Raw genomic sequence first — 19,535 nt, 5'->3', positions numbered from 1 at the left:
CGCAACCATGGTATCCCCCCGACAGGATGTATCGGGGGAAGGATAACGTCGTTGCGGGCTAAAAGTTTATTAATTTCTGCAATCTCAGGTAATGGCGCCCCTCGGTCGAGGGGCGCCCCGCTTCCATGATGCCGTTCACGCTCATCCCACACCGGCGGCGGCGAGCATGGCGCTGTCCGGCAGCAGCGCCGCGGCGGTGCGGGCCGGAGCCGGGGCCGCCGCGGGGCTCAGCGCCCGGCCTTCCAGCCGGCCGTTCAGGATGTAGTGCCGCATCGCCGCCGTCAGGTCGCCGCCAGTGGCCGCCGCCACGTCGGCGTTGGCCGCCAGATAGGCCGAGGCGTTGAAGCCGGTGCCCCGCCCCTCGGTCCTGCCGCTGCCCAGGTAATGCAGATCGGCCCGGACGGTGTCGGTGCCGAAGGCGGCGGCGAGGTCGGGGTTGGCCGCCAGATAGGAGAGCGGGTTGAAGCTGACCGTCCGCCCCTCCGCCCGGCCGCTGGCGATGTAATGCATCGCCGCCGCCGTCCGGTCGGTGCCGAGCGCGGCCGACAGGTCGCCATAGGAGGCGATGTAGGCCAGCGGGTCGAAACTCACGCTCCGACCCTCCGCCCGGCCGCTGCCGATGTAGTGGGCCGCCGCGGCATCGCCGTTGGTGCCGAAGACCGCCGTCAGGTCGCCGTAGGAGGCGATGTAGGCCAGCGGGTCGAAGCTCACCGTCCGGCCTTCCGCCCGCCCGCTGGCGGCGTAATGCGCCGCACCGGCGGCGGCGTTGGCGCCGAAGGCGGCCGACAGATCGGCGTAGGAGGCGATGTAGGCCAGCGGCGAGAAGGCCGGCGCTCCCGCCGCGGCGGGGGTGCTGCCCGTGCCGGTCGCCGGTGCGGTCCCGCTGCCCGCGCCCCCGCCGGGGCTGGGGATCCCCGGCACCGTCAGGGGAGCGAAGCCCATCCGGCCCCAATCCAGCTCATGGATCCCCAGCGCTGCCGCGGCACCGCTGCCCAGCCGGAAATCGCCGGCCGCTGGGTTGGCGAACAGGCCGGACGACACCGTGTCGCCACCGTTCAGCCCGCGGATGCCCTGCAACAGGTTGCCGCTGACGGTGTAGGAGCCGGGGGTCCAGAACTCCCAATAATCGGTTCCGGTGGACGAGGAGATGACGTTGCCGGTCACCCGGTTGTTGCTGAGCAGCCCGATGGTGCCGGCGCTCGGCACCCATTCCAGCCGGATGAAGCGTTCGCGCGGGTTGGACAGGGTGGCGAAGTTGTTGGTGACGGTGTTGGAATCGCCGCCATGGATGAAGACGCTGGCCCAGCCGGTGTTCTGGATGAAGTTGTCCTGGACGGTGACGCCGTTGGCCATGTCGTCCAGATAGATGCCGAAGCTCTTCTGGCGGTCGAGCCAGCCCGACCCGTCGGTCGCCAGACCGCCGACATTGCGGATGTCGTTGCCGCGGATGATCGTGCGGGTGTCGACGTTGGACCGGCCCAGCATCTCGATGGCGCCACCGTCGGCGGTCTCGGTCATCGTGTTGTAGAGGCGGTTGTACTCCACCACCGTGTCGGTGTTGACGGTGGCGCCGTCCCAGTTCTTGATCGAGATGCCGTAGCGCGCGCTGTTGCGGATGTCGTTGCCGGAGATCAGCGTGCCGCTGGTGCCGTAGAGCTGGATGCCGGCGACGTCCTTCAGCACCTCGCCGATGCCGTCCATGCTGTTGGCGCCGATGCGGTTGCCGTTGCTGCCGTAGGTGACCTTGATGCCGCCGGCCCCCAGATGCTCCATCCGGTTGGCTTCGATGGCGTTGGCCGACGATCCGGTCAGCGTCATCGCGGTGCCGACATTGACGAAGCGGTTGCCGGCGATGCTGTTGCCTGACGCATTGGTCAGCGTCAGGGCCGAGCCGTCCCAGGTGGTGTCGGCGAAGGTCAGCCCCTGGAGGGTGACGCCGTTCGCCCCGTTCAGCGCCACGAGCGTGCCCAGCCGCGCCACCACGGCGCCCTGGCTCAGCAGGGTGCCGGGATCCTGCGGCTTCACCACCAGCCGGCCGGTCTCGGCGCTCCAGGCGAATTCGCCGGCATCGCGGATGAAGGCGTCGTCGTTCAGCAGGCGATAGGTGCCGCCGCTGCGCAGGGCGTATTTCGCCGCTTGCGTGAAATTGACGGTCCGGCTGCCGGCATCGATGGAGGCGACGCCGACGATGTTGTCGGACAGCCGCTCGGTGTCGAAGGTCTGGACCATCGTACCGGGCTGCACCCCGGCGGCCAGCACCGCCGCCATCGCCCCGTCGCCGGCGCCGATGCGCAGGCTGGTCCTGCTGGCCCCGCCGGCCGCCGCCTCCAGCACCGACCAGCCGGACCTGGCGTCGCCGGCGTTCCAGTCGCCGGTCTGCGCCACCTTCTGCCGCACCCCGCCGATGGAGAGGTCAAGGCCGGTCGCAGAGGTTGGCGCGGCATAGAGCCCGCCGCCGATGGCGGTGAAGCCGCCGACCCGTTCGCCGCCGCTGAACACCGGCGTCTCGCCCGGAAAGGCCATGATGCGGACGCCGTTGTCGGCCGCGGTCAGCGTCACCGTGCGCGCCATGGCATAGCTGCCGCCGCGCACATAGGTGTCGCGGATGCCGGTCGCCCGCATCGCGCTCTGCGCGCGCTCCAGCGTGGCGAAGGGACCGTCGGTGCCCTCGGCGTTGGGGGCCGCCAAACGCCCCGACCAGGAATCGTTGCCGTTGGTCGCGACGTAGAAAGCCTGCTGAGTGTCTGTCATTGCCAGATTGCCTTGCCGATACCGGGCAATCTCACGACGGAAACACTTAATAAGGAGGTAGCCCTATCCTTTTGGAGATACTCTTTCGTACGGAAATCCGGTGTTTATTTCGTGACAAATGACCATGCCGCCGCAGTTGTCACTTGCCCTGTCCTTCGCGTTGTTTCGAAAGCCCCCGATTCAACCCCGTCAGCGCAGGTCGATCCTCCGCTCCTCCCTCACCACCGTTTCATCGCCATGGCGCAGCGTCACCGTCACCCGGTAGGGGCCGGACGCCCAGGGGCCGCCGGCGGGCTTCTTCACCTCCGCGCCGAAGAACAGCACGGCCAGCGGACGCGGCACCGCGCCCTCGTTGCGGAACAGGCGGCGGCCGTCGGGGCCGGTTACCTCCAGCGTCACCCGGTCACCCTGGCGCCCGCCCATCAGCTCCGTCCACACCCCCAGCACCGGCGTGTCCGCCGGCAGCGGCCTGCCGCCATAACCGCCATTCCGGGCCACCTCCGCCTTCGGCGCCTCGGGCGCCAGACCGGCGCCGAGAACGGCACTCGGCCGGTAGGCGAGCGTCCGGCGCGCCTCGGCGCTCCACAGCGTGCCCGACGGCACCGGCGCGGCGCCCTGATCGGCGGTGCAGGCCGGCGCCTCCGCGGTCCCTACCTCCTTGCCGGTATAGGGATCGAGGGTGCGGCCGTCATGGCGGATGCCGAAATCGACATGGGGGAATTCGGTGTTGCCGGACAGCCCGACCTGGGCCAGCGGCGTGCCGGCCTCCACCCGGTCGCCCGGCTTGACCGCGATGCTGCCGCGTTTCAGGTGGCTGTACTGGGTCTCCCAGCCATTGCCGTGGTCGACCACCACCGCATTGCCGGCCTCGCGCCCGGCCGGTGCGCCGCCGCTCTGGCGGATGCTGACGTCGTCCATCCCGTCGCGCACGCGCGTCACCGTTCCGGAGGCGGCAGCGACCACCGCAACCCCGCGCCGCATCGCCTCCAGATCGGGCAGCCGGAAATCGGTCCCCTTGTGGCCGTCATAGGTCAGCCGCCCACAGACAAAGTCCCGCATCCCCGGCCCCGGATCGGCATCGACGTAATTCTGGACGAAGCAGTCCGCCCCGATCCGGCAGCGCACCGGCACTTCCAGCGCCGGAGCCCCGGCGGAGAGGGCGGCGGGAGAATCGGCGAAGGCCGTAGATGGCAGGAAGGCCAGGGCGGCAAGACCCCAGCGGTAACGGACCGGCACCCTCATCCAAACCCTTCGCACCATACAGCTCCAGCTTGCTTGATCGTCCCCAACAGGTGGGATGCCTGAGGACATGGGCCAATCTCTGCCGGCTTGCCATTGCAATGTACATTGCAAAGAGCAATAATTTCGCTATGTACGCGATCAGATATACCGCCGCCGCCTTGAAGGCTTTGCGCCGGATGCCGCGCAACGTCGCGGATCTGATCCGTCAAAAAGTGCAGGACGTGGCGGCGGACCCAACGACAGCCCGAAACGTGAAGAAGCTCAAGGGCCGCGACGGCTACCGGCTCCGCGTCGGAGACTGGCGGGTCGTCTACGACATCGAGGATGGGGTTCTGGTGTTGATCGTGATCGATGTTGGACCGAGAGGAGGCATTTATGACTAGTCCGGCGCAGATCATCCGCGACGGCAACGGCAAAGCCGCCTTCGCCGTGCTGCCCATCGCCGAATATGAACGCCTGCTGGAGGCCGCCGACGAAGCTGCCGCGATCCAGGCTTACGATGCCTACCGGAATTCCTCTCCGGAAAGCTTTCCCGACGAGGTCGCGGAGCGACTGCTGGGGGGAGAGCATCCAGTGAAAGTATTCCGCGATCACCGCGGCCTGACGCAGACCCAACTCGCCGAAGCCGCCGGCCTCAAGCAGTCCTACGTTTCGCAGATCGAGGCCGGCACGCGGAACGGCTCGGTGGACGCCTTGAAACGCATCGCCGAAGCCCTGCGCGTGGAGTTGGACGACCTCACCTGATCTCGACGCCCCATATGCGTCGTCGCATAAGGGGCACCACGTCCGAAATCCGCCCCGTCCTTATCATCCGAAGGCCACATCGCCAGCCTGCATACTCCGCCCCGCATCTTCATCGACGACGGCAGCAGGACGGGACCGACAGCATGGCGAACAGCACCTATACCGGCCGGGGCGAAACGGTCGTCGTCATCGACAGCGGATGGTCGCCGACCTGGGAATCCGCCGCGCGCATCGTCTATCAGCACGACTACGCCAACAACGACGCCGATGCGCGCAACCCCAACGCCGACACCCATGGCGCCCTGGTGACCTCCAGCATCCTGTCGCAGGCGCCGGACCTCAACATCGTCGCGCTGAAGGTGATCCCGGACGGCACCTCCACTGCGTCGGGGGCGGCGATCGAGCAGGCTCTGCAATGGGTCGTCGCCCATGCCTCCGACTACAACGTCGTCGGCGTCAACCTGTCGCTGGCCGGCGGCTCCGCCACGTCGGAGATGACGACCCTGCTGTCGGACGAGCTGGCGAGCCTCGCCGCCAAGCGGGTGCTGGTGTCGGCCGCCGCCGGCAATGCCGGGCAGAACGGGACGGCGACCGACGTGTCCTATTTCGCCGCCGACCACAACACGATCTGCGTCAGCGCATCGGGCGGCGACGGCACCATGCCGGGCTGGGCCCAGCGCAATCCGGGCATCACCGACCTCTGCGCCGACGGCACCGACATCCGGCTGACCGATCTGGCCGGGCGGACGGTGACGGCCAACGGCTCCTCCTTCTCCGCACCCTCGGTGACCGCCGCGGTGGCGCTCGCCCAGCAGGAGGCTATCGCGCTGCGCGGCAGCGCCCTGACCCAGGACGAGTTCCTGTCGCTGGCGAAGCAGACCGGCACGCCGGTCGCCGGCACCGGCTACACCGACCTCAACACCCAGGCGCTGCTGGCGAAGATCGGCCAGCTCTATGGCACGACGGCGACGCCGACGGTGCCGGATCCCACTCCTGGCCCCACCCCTGGCCCCGGCACCGGTGCCCCCGCCACCGCCACGGCCGCCATCCTGGTCAACGCCAAGGGCACCGCGGCGGCCGGCGTGAACGCCCATTTCACCCTGCTGGTCGACGGCCATGCGGTCGGCAGCGCCACGGTGGGTGCCGCGGCCAAGAACTACGCCTTCACCGCCACCGTGTCGGCCGACAGCGCCCACAAGGTGCAGATCCAGTACGACAATGACGGCTTCGCCGGCGGCCAGGACCGCAACCTGTTCGTCAACAGCGTCAGCGTCAACGGCCACAGCTATGCCGCCACCGACGCCGCAGTGACCTACGACAAGGGCGCGCTCGACGGGCACGACGTGGTCAAGGGCCAGAGCGGCCTGTGGTGGAACGGCACGCTGGTGGTCGCCGCCGACAAGAGCCTGTTCGGTGTGCAGGCCCCCGCGCAGGCGCAGGTGGCGGAGCTTCAGGCCGGCGACCTGCTGGGTCACGCGGTGTCGGCCAATGCGGCCACATACGGGACGGACGCGCATGAGACGGCGCATGTCGCCGGCTGGACGCCGGACCTGCTCCCGGCCTTCCAGTATGCCGACCATGGCCTGTACGCTTGGCACGACGCACACGACATGGCGGCATAAAGCGGGCAAGAGCAGCCCTCTCCCGCCCCGGGAGAGGGAGGGGACCCGCCGCGAAGCGGTGGGGAGGGTGAGGGGTGATCCAAGAATCCCGAACCGCAGGGCTTCGTGCCTAACCCCTCACCCTTCCCATGGCAATGCCATGGGCCCCTTCCCTCTCCCGGGGCGGGAGAGGGAGAAACTCACCGCTCGTGCATGGCCTCCTGGGCGCTGCGCGAGAGGGGGGAGAGCAGGTAGTCGGCGATGCGGCGGCGGCCGGTCTTGATCTCGGCGCTGACCGTCATGCCCGGCTGCAACCGCGTCTGCTTGCCGTCGACCTCCAGCGTGTCGCGGTCCAGCGCGATGCGGGCGGCATAGACCGAACCCGCCTCCGGCGTCTTGGCCGCGCTCTTGTCCGCCCCTTTGTCGGCCTGCTGCTGCTGTTGCACGGCGTCACTGGACAGCGAGGCGACACGGCCGGGAATCAGGCCGTACTTGGTGAAGGAGAAGGCCTCCACCTTCACCTCGGCCACCTGGCCGGTCTGGACGAAGCCGATGTCCTTGTTGGGGATGAAGGCCTCGACCTCCAGCCGGCTGTCCTCCGGCACGATGACCATCACCGGCTGGGCAGTGGTCACCACGCCGCCCACCGTGTGCACGGCCAGCTGCTGGACATAGCCGTCCACCGGGGCGGTCAGCCGCAGGAGGTCGACCTGCTGCTCGGCCTTGGCAAGCTCCTGCTCCAGCGAGGCGGCCTTGCGCTCGGCCTCGGCGAGGTTGGTGTAGAGCTGGCGGCGGAACTCGGCCTCGGTCTGGCGGCGCTGCTCGGCGGTGGCGGCGATGGAGGCGTCGGACTCCGTCAGCTTGATCTTCTGGACCAGAAGCTCCTGCTCCTGCCCGACCAGATCCTGCTGGAGCTGGAGATACTGGAAGCGGGACGAGGTGCCGCGCTTCGACAGGTCGTACAGCGCCTCCGCCCGCTCGCGGATCAGCGGCAGGGTGGCGTTCAGCTTGGCGATGGTCTGCACCACGGTGGCGCGGTCGGCCTCGCGCCGGGCCTGCTCGCGGTCGAGTGCGGCCAGCTTGGCGCGCTGCTCGGCGATCTGGCTGGCGAGAAGCTGGCCCTGCATCCGCGCCAGTTCGGGCGACAGCCCGGCCGGGGCGGCGAATTCGGCGTCGGGGTTGCCGTTCACCACCTCCAGCGCCGCCCGCAGCCGCGCCGCCTCGGCTCTCGCCGCCGACAAATCGGAGCGGATGCGGCCACGGTCGGCCACCGCCTCGGTTGGGTCCAGCTCGATCAGGGTCTGGCCGGCCTTCACCAGCTGGCCGTCCTCCACAGCGATGGCGCGGACGACGCCGGTCTGCATCGGCTGGATGGTCTTGGTCCGGCCGCTCGGCACCACCCGGCCCTGCGCCACCGCCACCACGTCGACATGGCCGAACCATGCCCAGGCGCAGGCCGCGGTGAAGGCCAGCATGATGACCGCGGTGAAGGTCCGCGCGGTGGGGGAGGGCGGACGCTCCAGGATCTCCAGCGCATCGGGCAGGAAATCCATCTCGTCGCGGCGGCGCTTCTGCGGACGGCCCTGGAGCTTGGTCGGCGGGCGCGGCCCGCCGGGCGTGCCCGGCGCGTTGGCGGGCGGCTTGATCCCAGGAGGAATGGGAGCGGAGGTGGCAGGGGTGGTCGTCACCGCGGCGGTCGTCTTGCTCATGGCGTTCATTCCCCCTTAGCCCGCGGCCCGCTGTTCGATCAGCCCGTCCGCCGGCGGAGCACTGCCCGGCAGCTGCCCCATCTGGCCGCGGAACAGCGTGGCGTAGCGCCCGCCGCGGCGCAGAAGCTCGTCGGGCGCACCGTCCTCGACGATGCGGCCGCGCTCCACCGTGACGATGCGGTCGGCGATGGCGACGGTGGACAGCCGGTGGGCGATGATCAGCACGGTGCGGCCGGCGCAGATGCGGCGCATGTTGGCCTGGATGATCCGCTCCGATTCATGGTCGAGGGCCGAAGTCGCCTCGTCGAAGATCAGGATGCGCGGGTTGGTGACCAGCGCGCGGGCGATGGCGATGCGCTGCCGCTGCCCGCCCGACAGGCTGGCGCCGCGCTCCCCCACCACCGTGTCGTAGCCGTCGGGCAGCTCGACGACGAAGTCGTGGGCGCCGGCCAGCTTCGCCGCGGCGACGACACGGGCCATGTCCATGGTCGGGTCGGTCAGCGCGATGTTCTCGCGGATGGTGCCCGAGAACAGGACATTGTCCTGCAACACCACGCCGATCTGCCGGCGCAGCCACACCGCGTCGGCGGTGGAGAGGTCGGTGCCGTCCACCATCACCCGCCCGCGCTCCGGCACATGGAAGCGCTGGAGCAGCTTGGCCAGCGTGCTCTTGCCCGAACCCGAGGTGCCGACGATGCCGACCACCTGGCCCGCCGGGATATGCAGAGACACGTCGCTCAGCGTCTCCGGCCCGTCATGGCGGTAGCGGAAGGTGACATGGTCGAAGCTGAGGTCGCCCTTGATCGCCGGCATGGCGGCGCGGCCGGCGCTCTGCAACGGCTCGGGCGCCGTGTTCAGGATGTCGCCGATGCGGTGCATCGACAGCCGCACCTGCTGGAAGTCCTGCCACAGCTGGGCGATGCGCAGCACCGGCTGGACGACGCGGCCGGCGAACATGTTGAAGGCCACCAGCTCGCCCACCGTCAGGCTGCCCTCGATCACCAGCTTGGCCCCCAGCCACAGCACCAGCATGGTCGAGATCTTGGAGACGAACTGCACCGACTGGCTGGCGACGTTGTTCAGGTTGCCGGCGCGGAAGCCGGCGCGGACATAGCCGGACAGCTGGTCCTCCCAGCGGCGCTGCATGCGCGGCTCGACCGCCATCGCCTTGACCGTCTCGATGCTCGACACCGTCTCGACCAGGAAGCTGTGGTTCTCGGCGCCGCGGGCGAACTTCTCGTCCAGCCGGCGGCGCAGGATCGGCGTCGCCACCAGGCTGATGGCGACATAGACGGGGAAGGAGGCCGCGACGATCGCCGTCAGCATCGGGCTGTAGACCAGCATGACGCCCAGGAAGACCACGGTGAACAGCAGATCCAGCACCAGCGTGATGGTGGAGCTGGTCATGAAGTTGCGGATTGTCTCCAGCTCGCGCACGCGGGCGACGCTGTCGCCGACCCGGCGCGACGCGAAATAGCCCATGGGGAGCGACAGCAGCCGCTGGTACAGCTTGGCCCCCAGTTCCACGTCCAGCCGGTTGGCGGTGTGGGCGAATGTGTAGGTGCGCAGGCCCCCCAGCACCGCCTCGAACAGGATGACGGCCAGCATGCCGGCCATCAGCACGTCGAGCGTGCCCAGGCTGCGATGCACCACCACCTTGTCGACCACCACCTGGAAGAACAGCGGCGTCACCAGCGCGAACAGCTGGATGAAGAAGGAGGCGAGCAGCACCTCGCCCAGGATGCCGCGGTATTTCCAGGCGACCGCGCCGAACCAGCGGGCGTCGAAGCGCGGCTGGCCCATGCCCATCGTGCCCTTACGGCCCAGGCAGATCAGCCGGCCGGTCCACAAGGGCTCGAACCCTTCGCGGTCGAGGATGCGGGTCTGGTTGGTCGCCGCGTCATGCACCAGCACACGGTCGCCGCCGGCCTTGGCCAGCACCAGGAAACCGCCGTCGGGACCGGGGACCAGCGCCGGCAGCGGCGTGCGCTCCAGCCGTTCCCACTTGGTCTTCACCACCCGCGCCTTGGCCCCCAGCCGGTGGGCCTGACGGACCAGCCCGGTCAGGTCGGGGGATTCGCCGCCGCAGGCATGGCGCACGCCGTCATAATCGGCCGGAATGCCGAGGATGCGCAGCGCCGACACCAGCCCGGCGATGCCGGGATCGAGACGGGGGCCGGGATTGGGGCCAGGATTGGCTCCGGGATTGGGATCTGTCTGGGCGCCAGGCGGAGGAGGGCCAGGGGGAGGAGAGGAGGGGTCCCGCGCCGGATCGGCCGGCGACCCGTCTCGCATCTGTTCCATGAAGGCTTCCCGGTTCCAAAACTCTAAGGGGTGCCGCCGGACGGCTGCGGCCAACCGAAGGTGAGGATCGCGTCCCCGCGCGGCCACCCGAACGATGGGGTACCCCGCATCGTTGGTGTTCGAAGGGAGGGGACCGAAGGGTCGCCAGACGCTCTTCCGTGGTTTCCCCTATGGTCCGCCTCGACAAGCTGCTTTTCCTAGACCCGGTGCGGTGCTTGGGAGTAGGCATGCAGGACAGCCGGGCCAGCGGGACCGGCGCCGTTTCCCCTACGCCGGACAAAAGCCGCCTTGTCGCCGATCTCCCAGCTCCTGCGCCTTCTGATCCTGCTGCTGACGCCCTTCTGGCTGTCGCTGGCGGTGGAGGGGCTGGGCTTGTACGGGTCGATGCCGTCGCTGCTGTCCAGCTGGCGCCGCCCCGCGGACGTAGACACCGCCACGGCGCAGCCGACCGGCTGGCGGGAGCGCGCCTATCTGGCCGCCAATCCCGATGTCGCCGCCGCCGTCCGCAGCGGACAGCTCTCCAGCGGCTACGCCCACTATGTCCAGCAGGGCCGGGCAGAAGGCCGCCGCGGCGGCTTCGTGGAACAGGTCAGGAAGCCGGCGGAGGCGCAGCCCGCTGCAAGCCAGCCGGCAGAGGTGCCGCCAGCTCCCGTCCAGGCGGCTCCCAGCCAGGAAACTCCGGTCCAGACGGCTCCCACCCAACCGGCCCCCATCCAACCGGCTCCGTCTCCCGCCTCCGTCCCGGCTGCCCCGCTGCCGGCGGCGAAGCCCGAACCGCAGGATGCCGCCCCCGCCCCGCGGACGGAGCCGGCGGTGGAAATCCTGCGCCCCGGCGTCAAGCCGGTCCCCGACGCGCCCACCCGCCCGAATCCGATCCAGACCGTGGCAAGCACCGCGGCTCCCCGCCATGTGGAGCGCATCCGCACCGCCAACGGCGGCGACGGGCTGCGCGTCGTGATGGATTTCGACCAGGAACCGCGCTTCGAAACGCCGGTGCGCCGCCCCGACGGCCGGCTGGAGATGACGCTTCCCGGCACGCAGTGGCAGGCCCCGGCGGCGGGCCGCCTGCCGGCGACGGCGCTGGGCTACCGGGCGGAGCGCACCGGCAGCGGCACCCGCCTGCTGTTCAGCGACGAGGACGGCGGAAGCGACGGCAAGGGGGATGGCAGGGGGGACGCCAAGGGCGAAGCGGTCCGGCTTCTCGCCGTCTCCACCCTGGCCCCCGAGAAGGACCGCGGCCACCGTCTGGTGATCGATCTGGTGCTGCCCTCCATGGCGCCCTCCACGGCGAAGCCCGACCGCAAGAGCCGCTGAAACACCCGCTGAAACACCCGCTGGGCCAAGCTGTGCCGGCGGCGCTTGGCCGCGGCCATACCCCCATTGCCTGCGGGGTTGTGCTGCTTGGCCGGATCGGTTAGCTGTCTGTCAGTCGTCAGTCACACTGGCCGTAAGCGTTCAACGTCAACCAACGCACTCAACGATCCCCAGCGGTCGGAGTGCGTTCGCTTGTCCGGAACGCGCGTCGACCGCGGACCAGTGTGGAGCACACTCATGAGTCCCCAGCCGACATACGATCCGGCACGCGGCCAGTCGCAAAATCCCTCGCACGACACATCGCCGGACCGGTCCCAGGCCCGCCTGTTCATCCTGGCCGCCATCCTGTTCGTCTCCTATCTCTGCGTCGCCATCTCCCTTCCGGTGACGCCGCTGTTCGTGACCCAGACCCTGGGACTGGGCAATTTCTGGGCCGGGCTGGGCGTCGGCAGCGCCTTCCTCGCCACCATCCTCACCCGCAGCTTCGCCGGCAATTTCGTGGACGGCGGCGGCGCCAAGCCGGCGGTCGCCCGCGGACTGGCGCTCTACATCGCCGGCGGGCTGGTCTCGCTCGGCGCCGGCATGCTGCCGCACCTGCCTTGGGCCGGCCCCTGGGCGGCATTCGCCGTGCTGGTGGCGGGACGCCTGCTGATCGGGCTGGGCGAGAGCCTTGTCGGCGTCGGCGTGATCGCCTGGGGGATCGGCATCGTCGGGCCGCAGCGCTCGGGCAAGGTGCTGGCCCTGGTCGGGGCGGCGCTGTATGGCGCCTTCGCGGCGGGCGGGCCGCTGGGTCTTCTGCTGCTGGACGGCATCGGCTTCGCCGGCACCATGGCGGTCGGCGCCCTGCTGCCGGCGCTGGGGCTGCTGGCGATCCGCCCGATGACTGGGGTCGCGGCCCATCCCGGCGCGAAGCGCCCGCCCTTCCGCAGCGTGCTCGGCCGGATCTGGCTGCACGGTGCCGTCGTCAGCCTGCAAGGCATCGGCTTCGCCGCCATCGGCGCCTTCTTCACCCTGCACTTCGTCCATGAATCCTGGCCGTTCGCCGGGCTCGGCCTGACCGCCTTCGGGATCGGCTTCGTGCTTGTCCGCTTCGCCTTCGGCCATCTGCCGGACCGCATCGGCGGCCTGCCGGTGGCGATGGGATCGCTGGCGGTCGAGGCGGTCGGCCAGCTGCTGGTCTGGAGCGCCGGCGACCCCACGCTGGCCCTGGCCGGCGCCTTCCTGACCGGGCTCGGCTGCTCCCTGGTCTTTCCCGCCATGGGCCGGGAGGTGGTGCATCTGGTGCAGCCGCATCTGCGGGCGACGGCGCTCGGCGCCTTCGCCGCCTTCCAGGACGTGGCCTATGGCCTGACCGGCCCGGTGGCCGGCCTGCTCGCCGACCGGGCCGGTTACGGCAGCATCTTCCTGCTGGGCGGAGCCGCCGCGGCGGTCGGCTTCCTGACCGCGCTCCATATGCGCCGGACCCTGGTCGCCGCCAGCCCTCCGCCGGCTTGAAAAGCCGGATCGGATCACGCGAAACCGGATCAATCCTGAAGCGCAGGGAGCGGGAATTTCCAGCGCTCCACACCGAACGCGGGAAATTCCGGCAGCGACTTGCCGTGCTGCCGTGGCATGATCGCCCGCTTCCGCAGCCCCTTCCGCCGGACCGTGACGCCCTCCATGAAGATCCTGTTCATCCATCCCAGCTTTCCCGGCCAGTTCAAGGCCCTGGCGCCGGGCCTGGTGCAGCGCGGGCACACGGTCCATGCCCTGAGCCGGACGATGGAGGTTCCGGCCGGCTGGGGCGGGGTCACCGTGGTCCTCTGCGCCCCGTTGCGACCGCAGGCCTCCGGCGTCCATCTCTGGGCCGCTGAATTCGAAACCAACGCGATCCATGGCGAGGCGCTGTTCCGGCAGGCGCTGACGATGAAGGCGGAGGGCTATGTTCCCGACGTGATCGTCGCTCACCCCGGCTGGGGCGACAGCCTGTTCGTGAAGGATGTCTGGCCGCAGGCCAGGCTGGGCATCTATTGCGAGTATTATTTCCATGGAAGTGGCGCGGATGCCGGCTTCGATCCCGAATTCCCGGTGCCCGATGCCGGCGATCCATGCCGCCTGCGCCTGAAGAACGCCGCGAACCTGCTGCAGTTCGAGATCGCCGACGCCGGCCTGTCTCCCACCCGCTGGCAGGCCGACGGCTTTCCCTCTCTCTTCCGCGACCGCATCACCGTGGTGCATGACGGCATCGACACCGGGGCGGTGGCCCCGAACCCCGACGCCCGGGCCATCCTGAACGGCACCTTCACGCTGACGCGGGCGGACGAGGTGGTGACCTTCGTCAACCGGACCCTGGAGCCCTATCGCGGCTATCACAGCTTCATGCGCGCCCTGCCGCGGCTGCTGGCCCGCCGCCCCCGGGCCAATGTGCTGATCGTCGGCGGGGCCGGGGTCACCTATGGGACGCCGCCGCCGTCGGGAAGCTGGCGGGACATCTTCATCGACGAGGTGCGCGGCTCCATTCCCGACGCCGACTGGTCACGGGTGTTCTTCCTGGGCAACATTCCCTACGACCACTTCATTCCGCTGCTCCAGCTTTCCTCCGTCCACGTCTATCTCTCCTATCCCTTCGTGCTGAGCTGGAGCGTGATGGAGGCGATGAGCGCGGGCGCCGCCGTGGTCGGCAGCAATACCGCTCCGGTTCGCGAGGTCATTGAGCATGACCGGACGGGACGGCTGGTGGACTTCTTCGACCATCGTGCACTGGCCGACACCGTGGCCGACCTGCTGGCGGACCGGGCGGCGCGCGACCGGCTGGGCGCCGAGGCCCGCGCCTTCATCCGCGCCAACCACGATCTGCACACCGTCTGCCTGCCGCGCCAGTTCGCCTGGATCGATGAGCTGGCGGACGGACGGGGCTAAGGGGTCTGCCATATATTCATGAAATCATTATATAGAATAATAAATATAAATCTCGTTTTGCACCGGCTTCCTCCCGCCCGGATGCGGGGACCGAGGCATTCGCGCCCCCCCATTGGCTGAGGCGGCGGCTTTCAAAAAGGAAGGGCGGCTTGCCGCCGCCCCCATGGTTCCACAACACGATGATTCCAACCGACATCCACCCGATGTCCATCGGCGGCCATGGGCTGCCGGTGGACAGGCGGGAGGAGGTTTACGCCGGAAGCTCCGTCCGCTGCCGGGTGGAGAGCCCGCCGTCGCCCGCCGCCAGCAGGCCGGACGCCGTGCCCGACGAGGCATCGTGGAAGCCGCCGTCGATGCCCTGGGACTGAGACCCGGTCATCCCGGCCGCCAGCATGGTGACGGCGATGGGCGCCTCTCCGTTGGCGGCCGCCATGGCCTCCGCCGCGGTGGAGGTGCTGCGCTTGATGTAGGCCAGCTCGACCGCGGCGGCGCTGGTGCCGAACTCCGAGGCGATCTCCGGATTGCTCGCCAGATAGGCCGCCGGGTCGAAGGCGGTCAGCGACCGGTTCTCGGCATAGCCGTTCTGGACATAGTGGATCTCGGCCGCCTGGACGTCGGGACCGAAGGCCTGGATCAGGTCCGGGTTGCTGGCGATGTAGCGCAGCGCGTCGAAGCCCTGGGCCGGCCGGCCCTCGGCCTGGCCATGCTCGATGTAGTGGCGGGCGGCGGCATCCGCATTGGTGCCGAAGGCGACCGCCAGGTCACGGTTGGCCGCGAGGTAATTGTAGCCGTCGAAGGTCGCCGTCCGCCCCTCGGCATAGCCGCTCTCGATGTAATGCCGGGTGCCGGCATCGGCGTTGGCGCCGAAGGCCGCCGACAGGTCCGGATAGGAGGCGATGTAGGCGAGCCCGCTGAAGTTGGGGTGCCGCCCCTCGGCCTGGCCGTGCTCGATGTAGTGGCGGGTGGCGGCATCCGTGTTGGTGCCGAAGGCGGAGATCAGCTCGGGGTAGGAAGCGGTGTAGGCCAGCGGGTTGAAGGTCACCGTCCGCCCCTCCGCCTGCCCGACCTGGAGGTAATGCTGGGTCGCGGCGTCGGTGTTGGTGCCGAAGGCGGCGATCAGATCCGGGTAGGAGGCGATGTAGGCAAGCGCGTTGAAGCCGGGCGGCAGCCCGCCGGCGGCCGGCGGGGTGGTGGAGGCGGGATCGGCCGCGGGCACCACCTGCAGGGCGATGCTCTGCGCCGCGACACCGCCATGGCCGTCGGCGACGATGTATGCGAAGGACCCGGCATCGCCGGCCGCACCGGTGGCCAGGAAGGTCAACCCCGGCAGGTCGGCCGCCGTCAGGGTCTGGTTCGCCGTCACGGTGCTGCCGTCGGCCATCCGCACGATGCCGCCGCCGGGCAGGCCGGCCACCGTCACCGTCAGCGCGTCGCCGTCAATGTCGGCGGGGGCCGCGATGCCGAGCGACACCGCCGTCCGGTCCTGGGCGCTCACCGTCTTGTCGGCCTGCACCGTGGGAGCATGGTTGACGGCCGGCTCCACGACGGGATCCACGACCGGATCCGGCGAGGAGGTGACGGGCGGCGGCGGGGGAGGAGGCGGCGGGGGAGGCGAGACGACCGGCGCGGCCTCCACCGTCAGGGCGACGCTCTGGGCCGCCGTGCCGCCATGGCCGTCGGCAACGCTGTAGGAGAAGGCCCCGGCGTCGCCGACCGTACCGGAGGCGGTGAAGGTCAATGCCGCGAGCTGGGCGGTGGTCAGGCTCTGGTTCGCCGTCACCGCCGTGCCGTCGGCCAGCCGGATGGTGCCGCCGGCCGGCAGGCCGGTCACCGTCACGGTCAGGGCATCGTTGTTGGCGTCGGTCGGGGCGGCGATGCCAAGCCCGACCGTGCCACCGGCCTGGGCCGTCATCGTCTTGTCGGCCTGCGCCACCGGGGCGGCGTTCACCGTCAGCGCCACGGTCTGGGCCGCCGAGCCGCCATGACCGTCGGCGACGGTGTAGGCGAAGGATCCGGCGTCGCCGACCGTGCCGGCCGCCGCGGTGAAGGTCAATGCCGCGAGCTGGGCGGCGGTCAGGCTCTGGTTCGCCGTCACCGCCGTGCCGTCGGCGAGCGCCAGCGTGCCGCCGGCCGGCAGGCCGGTGACCGTCACGGTCAGGGTGTCGTTGTTGGCGTCGGTCGGGGCGGCGATGCCCAAGGCGACCGGCGTACCGGCCTGGGCCGTCACCGTCTTGTCGGCCTCCGCCACCGGGGCGGCGTTCACCGTCAGCGCCACGGTCTGGCCGGCGGTGCCGCCATGGCCGTCGGTGACGGTGTAGGCGAAGGAGCCGGCGTCGCCGGCCGTGCCGGCGGCGGCGGTGAAGGTCAGGGCCGACAGCTGGGCGAGCGTCAGGCTCTGGTTGGCGGTGACGGCGGTGCCGTCGGCCAGCTGGATGGCACCGCCGGCCGGCAGGCCGGTGACCGTCACGGTCAGGGTGTCGCCGTCGGCGTCGGTCGGGGCGGCGATGCCGAGAGCGACCGGGGCGCCGGCCTGGGCCATCACCGTCTTGCCGGCCTCCGTCACCGGGGCGTTGTTGGCCTGAACGATGGTGACGCTGCCGCCGCTGCCGACCTGGAACTGGCTGGCCGCGAAGCTGCCGGTCAGCGTCACAGCCAGATCGCTGCCGACCCGCAGGGTGGTGGAACCGGCGCCCGTCTCGATTTGCATGGCGGTCAGATCGGCACCCGTCATCACCAGCCGGTCGCCGACGGCGGCATCGGCGATGGTGACGGCGCCGGTGGTCCCGGCGGCGATGCGGATGACGTCGTCGCCGCCATTGCCGGTGACGGTCGCCCCGGCCCCGACGGTCAGGTCGTCGGCCCCGGCGGTGCCGGTCAGGGCGACCCGGCCGAAGCCGGCGGCGCCGGACAGATCCACCGAGGCTCCGGTGCCTGACGCCGTCACCGCAAGCGCATTGCCGTTGCCGGACAGCGCCAGCCCGGCCAGCTGCGAGGCGGCGAGCGTCAGGGTGGCACCGCTGCCGGTCACGTCGATGGCCTCGATGCCCGACATCGCCACCCCGGACAGGTCGGCGCTGCCGGCGATGCGCAGGGTGTCGGACGCCGCACTGCCGGCGATGACCTCGAATCCGGCCGCCTGGACACCGGTCAGGGTGACGTCATGCGCCTTGCTGCCGGTCAGCTCCAGCCGCTCCACCCCGGTCAGCGTCATCCCCGTCAGGTCGATCGCAGGGGAGGCGACGGCGGTGTAATATTCCAGGTCGTAGCCGTTGTAGCTGCTCAGGTCGTCGGAGTGGATCTCCAGCGTGTCGGTGCCCTCGCCGCCGTCGAAGCTGACCGTCCCGGCATCGTACTGGCTGACCACGATGTAGCGGTCGTTGCCGGCCTCGCCGAAGATCTGGTCGGCCTGGGCCTGGCCGTAGCTGCCGGCGCTGACGATGCCGGCGAGGATGGTGTCGTCGCCGTCGCCGCCATGGATGGTGTCGCGTTCCCAGTCGCCCTTCAGCAGGTCGTTGCCGGCCCCGCCATAGATCAGGTCGGCACCGCCGCCGCCGGCCACCGTGTCGTTGCCGGCGTCGCCGTGCAGCTCGTCATTGTCGGCGCGGCCATAGATCAGGTCGTTGCCGCCGCCGCCGAAGACGGTGTCGTTGCCGTCGCCGGCCTCCAGCGTGTCGTTGCCGGCCCCGCCATGCTCCAGGTCGTCGCCGCCATGGCCCCAGAACCAGACGGCGGTGTCGCCGGCGGTCAGGCTGTCGGCATGCTCCGACCCGACCCAGCGCTGGATGTCGACGAAGGTGTCGCCCGCCGCCTCGCCGGTGTTGTTGGCGCCGTCGGTCAGGTCCAGCGTGATGCCGGTGGTGGCGTTCTCGTAGGTGACGATGGTGAAGCCGTTGCCGCCGACATAATGGTCGGCGCCCAGCCCGCCGTTCAGCGTGTCGCCGGCCGACTGGCCGCTGTTGCCGCCGCCGACCAGCGTGTCGTCGCCCAGCCCGCCGATCAGGCTGTCGTTGCCGGTGCCGCCGACGATGCTGTCGTTGCCGGCCCCGCCATTGATGGTGTTGCCGGTGTCGTCGCCGATCAGCGTGTCGTCGCCGTCGCTCGGCGTGCCGGTGTAGGCCAGCCGCTGGACCCAGGCGCCGGTGTCGGAGACGGGCAGGGCCGCGGTGACCGGCCCGGTGGTCACGTCGAGGTCCCAGGAGGCGCCGAGCGACGGGTGGCCGACCGGATGGCTTGCGGCGGCGACGCGGGCACCGGTCGCCTGGGCGAGCGCCTGGACGAAGCGGCCGCCGTCGGCGCCGGTGTCGCAGGCATGGATCAGGATTTCGGTGTCCGGGGCCTGCGGCCAGGCCCGTCCATCCGCCTCACGGCCTGACAGCGCCGCGATGTCGAGCCGGCCGGCGCCCAGCCGGACCGCGCCCGGCTCGCCATGGGCCAGCAGATGGATGGCGGCGGGACGGTCGGCGAGTGCGGCGGCGAGAGCCGCCCCGCCATCCTCATCGGCCGCGACCCGGACGATCCGGACATCGGGCCGGCAACGGTCGAGCAGCAGATCGAGATCGTCGAGGCTGGCGTCCGCAATCAGTACGTCGCGCACGGATGATCCTCCTTGATGGCGGCAGGGGAGAGGAACTGGCAGAGGAGCTGGGACAGGGCAGTCCATCGGCCGTCGGTCCACACCGCACTCCGGTGATGATTATTGAGGCCGAACGGCCGTATTTACCCAAATGTGAGGAGGAAGACGCCGCTAACAACTCAATAAAGCGGAGTATCTCCGGCAAGAACGGGGGAGACTTGCAGTTAAATAAAAAGAAGGCGGGCTCATACGCAGGCGGGTATTTCGTCTTTTCTCCATACCACCCAGAGATATTCCAAAAAATCCGCCTTCTGATAGGGAACCTTTTTTCCCAAACGAAAAAGTGGTATGTCGGTTCCAGCCGGAGGCTTGGCCCGGAACCGCCACAAGGCGGACCGC

The 19,535-nt window shown here is 70.0% G+C and carries 11 protein-coding genes; 6 read left to right on the top strand and 5 right to left on the bottom strand.

Going from position 1 to position 19,535, the window contains the following annotated elements:
* Positions 1-141: 141 nt before the first annotated feature.
* Together VH569_RS31295 and VH569_RS31290 are read right to left on the bottom strand one after the other, a co-directional pair.
* Positions 142-2,751: a right-handed parallel beta-helix repeat-containing protein gene (locus tag VH569_RS31295; RefSeq protein WP_423320727.1), complete on the bottom strand. Its 2,610-nt coding sequence runs from the start codon at positions 2,749-2,751 to the stop codon at positions 142-144.
* 189 nt (positions 2,752-2,940) lie between these two features.
* The gene (locus tag VH569_RS31290) at positions 2,941-3,993 is read right to left on the bottom strand and encodes a M23 family metallopeptidase (protein ID WP_423320725.1); all 1,053 of its coding nucleotides are present in this window, start codon (positions 3,991-3,993) and stop codon (positions 2,941-2,943) included.
* Between the two features lie 98 nt (positions 3,994-4,091).
* Here VH569_RS31290 and VH569_RS31285 point away from each other — a divergent pair, with 98 nt between their 5' ends.
* The 3 genes from VH569_RS31285 to VH569_RS31275 all read left to right on the top strand — a co-directional run bounded on the left by VH569_RS31285 (position 4,092) and on the right by VH569_RS31275 (position 6,359).
* Complete coding sequence (locus VH569_RS31285) at positions 4,092-4,376, top strand: type II toxin-antitoxin system RelE family toxin (RefSeq protein ID WP_423320723.1); 285 nt, start codon at positions 4,092-4,094, stop codon at positions 4,374-4,376.
* Positions 4,369-4,737 (top strand): helix-turn-helix domain-containing protein, encoded by a 369-nt coding sequence (locus tag VH569_RS31280; protein WP_423320721.1) that lies wholly within the window; start codon positions 4,369-4,371, stop codon positions 4,735-4,737. Before VH569_RS31285 ends, VH569_RS31280 begins: the two co-directional genes overlap by 8 nt.
* 143 nt (positions 4,738-4,880) lie before the next feature.
* Positions 4,881-6,359, top strand: coding sequence for a carbohydrate-binding domain-containing protein (locus VH569_RS31275; protein ID WP_423320719.1), 1,479 nt, complete (start codon positions 4,881-4,883; stop codon positions 6,357-6,359).
* A gap of 179 nt (positions 6,360-6,538) precedes the next feature.
* On the opposite strand, the gene VH569_RS31270 is transcribed toward VH569_RS31275, so the two are convergent.
* Positions 6,539-8,047 (bottom strand): HlyD family type I secretion periplasmic adaptor subunit, encoded by a 1,509-nt coding sequence (locus VH569_RS31270; protein WP_423320717.1) that lies wholly within the window; start codon positions 8,045-8,047, stop codon positions 6,539-6,541.
* Positions 8,048-8,062: 15 nt separating this feature from the next.
* The gene (locus VH569_RS31265) at positions 8,063-10,351 is read right to left on the bottom strand and encodes a type I secretion system permease/ATPase (RefSeq protein WP_423320715.1); all 2,289 of its coding nucleotides are present in this window, start codon (positions 10,349-10,351) and stop codon (positions 8,063-8,065) included.
* A 288-nt stretch (positions 10,352-10,639) separates the two neighbouring features.
* On the opposite strand from VH569_RS31265, the gene VH569_RS31260 reads away from it, so the two are divergent.
* From VH569_RS31260 to VH569_RS31250, 3 genes are all read left to right on the top strand, one after another.
* Positions 10,640-11,665 carry a hypothetical protein gene (locus tag VH569_RS31260; protein ID WP_423320714.1) on the top strand — a complete coding sequence of 342 codons (1,026 nt, stop codon included), beginning with the start codon at positions 10,640-10,642 and terminating at the stop codon, positions 11,663-11,665.
* Positions 11,666-11,902: 237 nt separating this feature from the next.
* The gene (locus VH569_RS31255) at positions 11,903-13,159 is read left to right on the top strand and encodes an MFS transporter (RefSeq protein ID WP_423320712.1); all 1,257 of its coding nucleotides are present in this window, start codon (positions 11,903-11,905) and stop codon (positions 13,157-13,159) included.
* Positions 13,160-13,276: 117 nt separating this feature from the next.
* Positions 13,277-14,563: a glycosyltransferase gene (locus VH569_RS31250; RefSeq protein WP_423320710.1), complete on the top strand. Its 1,287-nt coding sequence runs from the start codon at positions 13,277-13,279 to the stop codon at positions 14,561-14,563.
* A gap of 250 nt (positions 14,564-14,813) precedes the next feature.
* On the opposite strand, the gene VH569_RS31245 is transcribed toward VH569_RS31250, so the two are convergent.
* Positions 14,814-19,157, bottom strand: a complete 4,344-nt coding sequence (locus VH569_RS31245; RefSeq protein ID WP_423320709.1) for a DUF4347 domain-containing protein — start codon at positions 19,155-19,157, stop codon at positions 14,814-14,816.
* Positions 19,158-19,535: the final 378 nt, after the last annotated feature.

Source organism: Azospirillum sp. 11R-A (assembly GCF_049472615.1).
GTDB classification, from domain to species: domain Bacteria; phylum Pseudomonadota; class Alphaproteobacteria; order Azospirillales; family Azospirillaceae; genus Azospirillum; species Azospirillum palustre.
The sequence above is the reverse complement of the archived record's forward strand: the minus strand, read 5'-3'. Positions and strand labels throughout refer to the sequence as shown.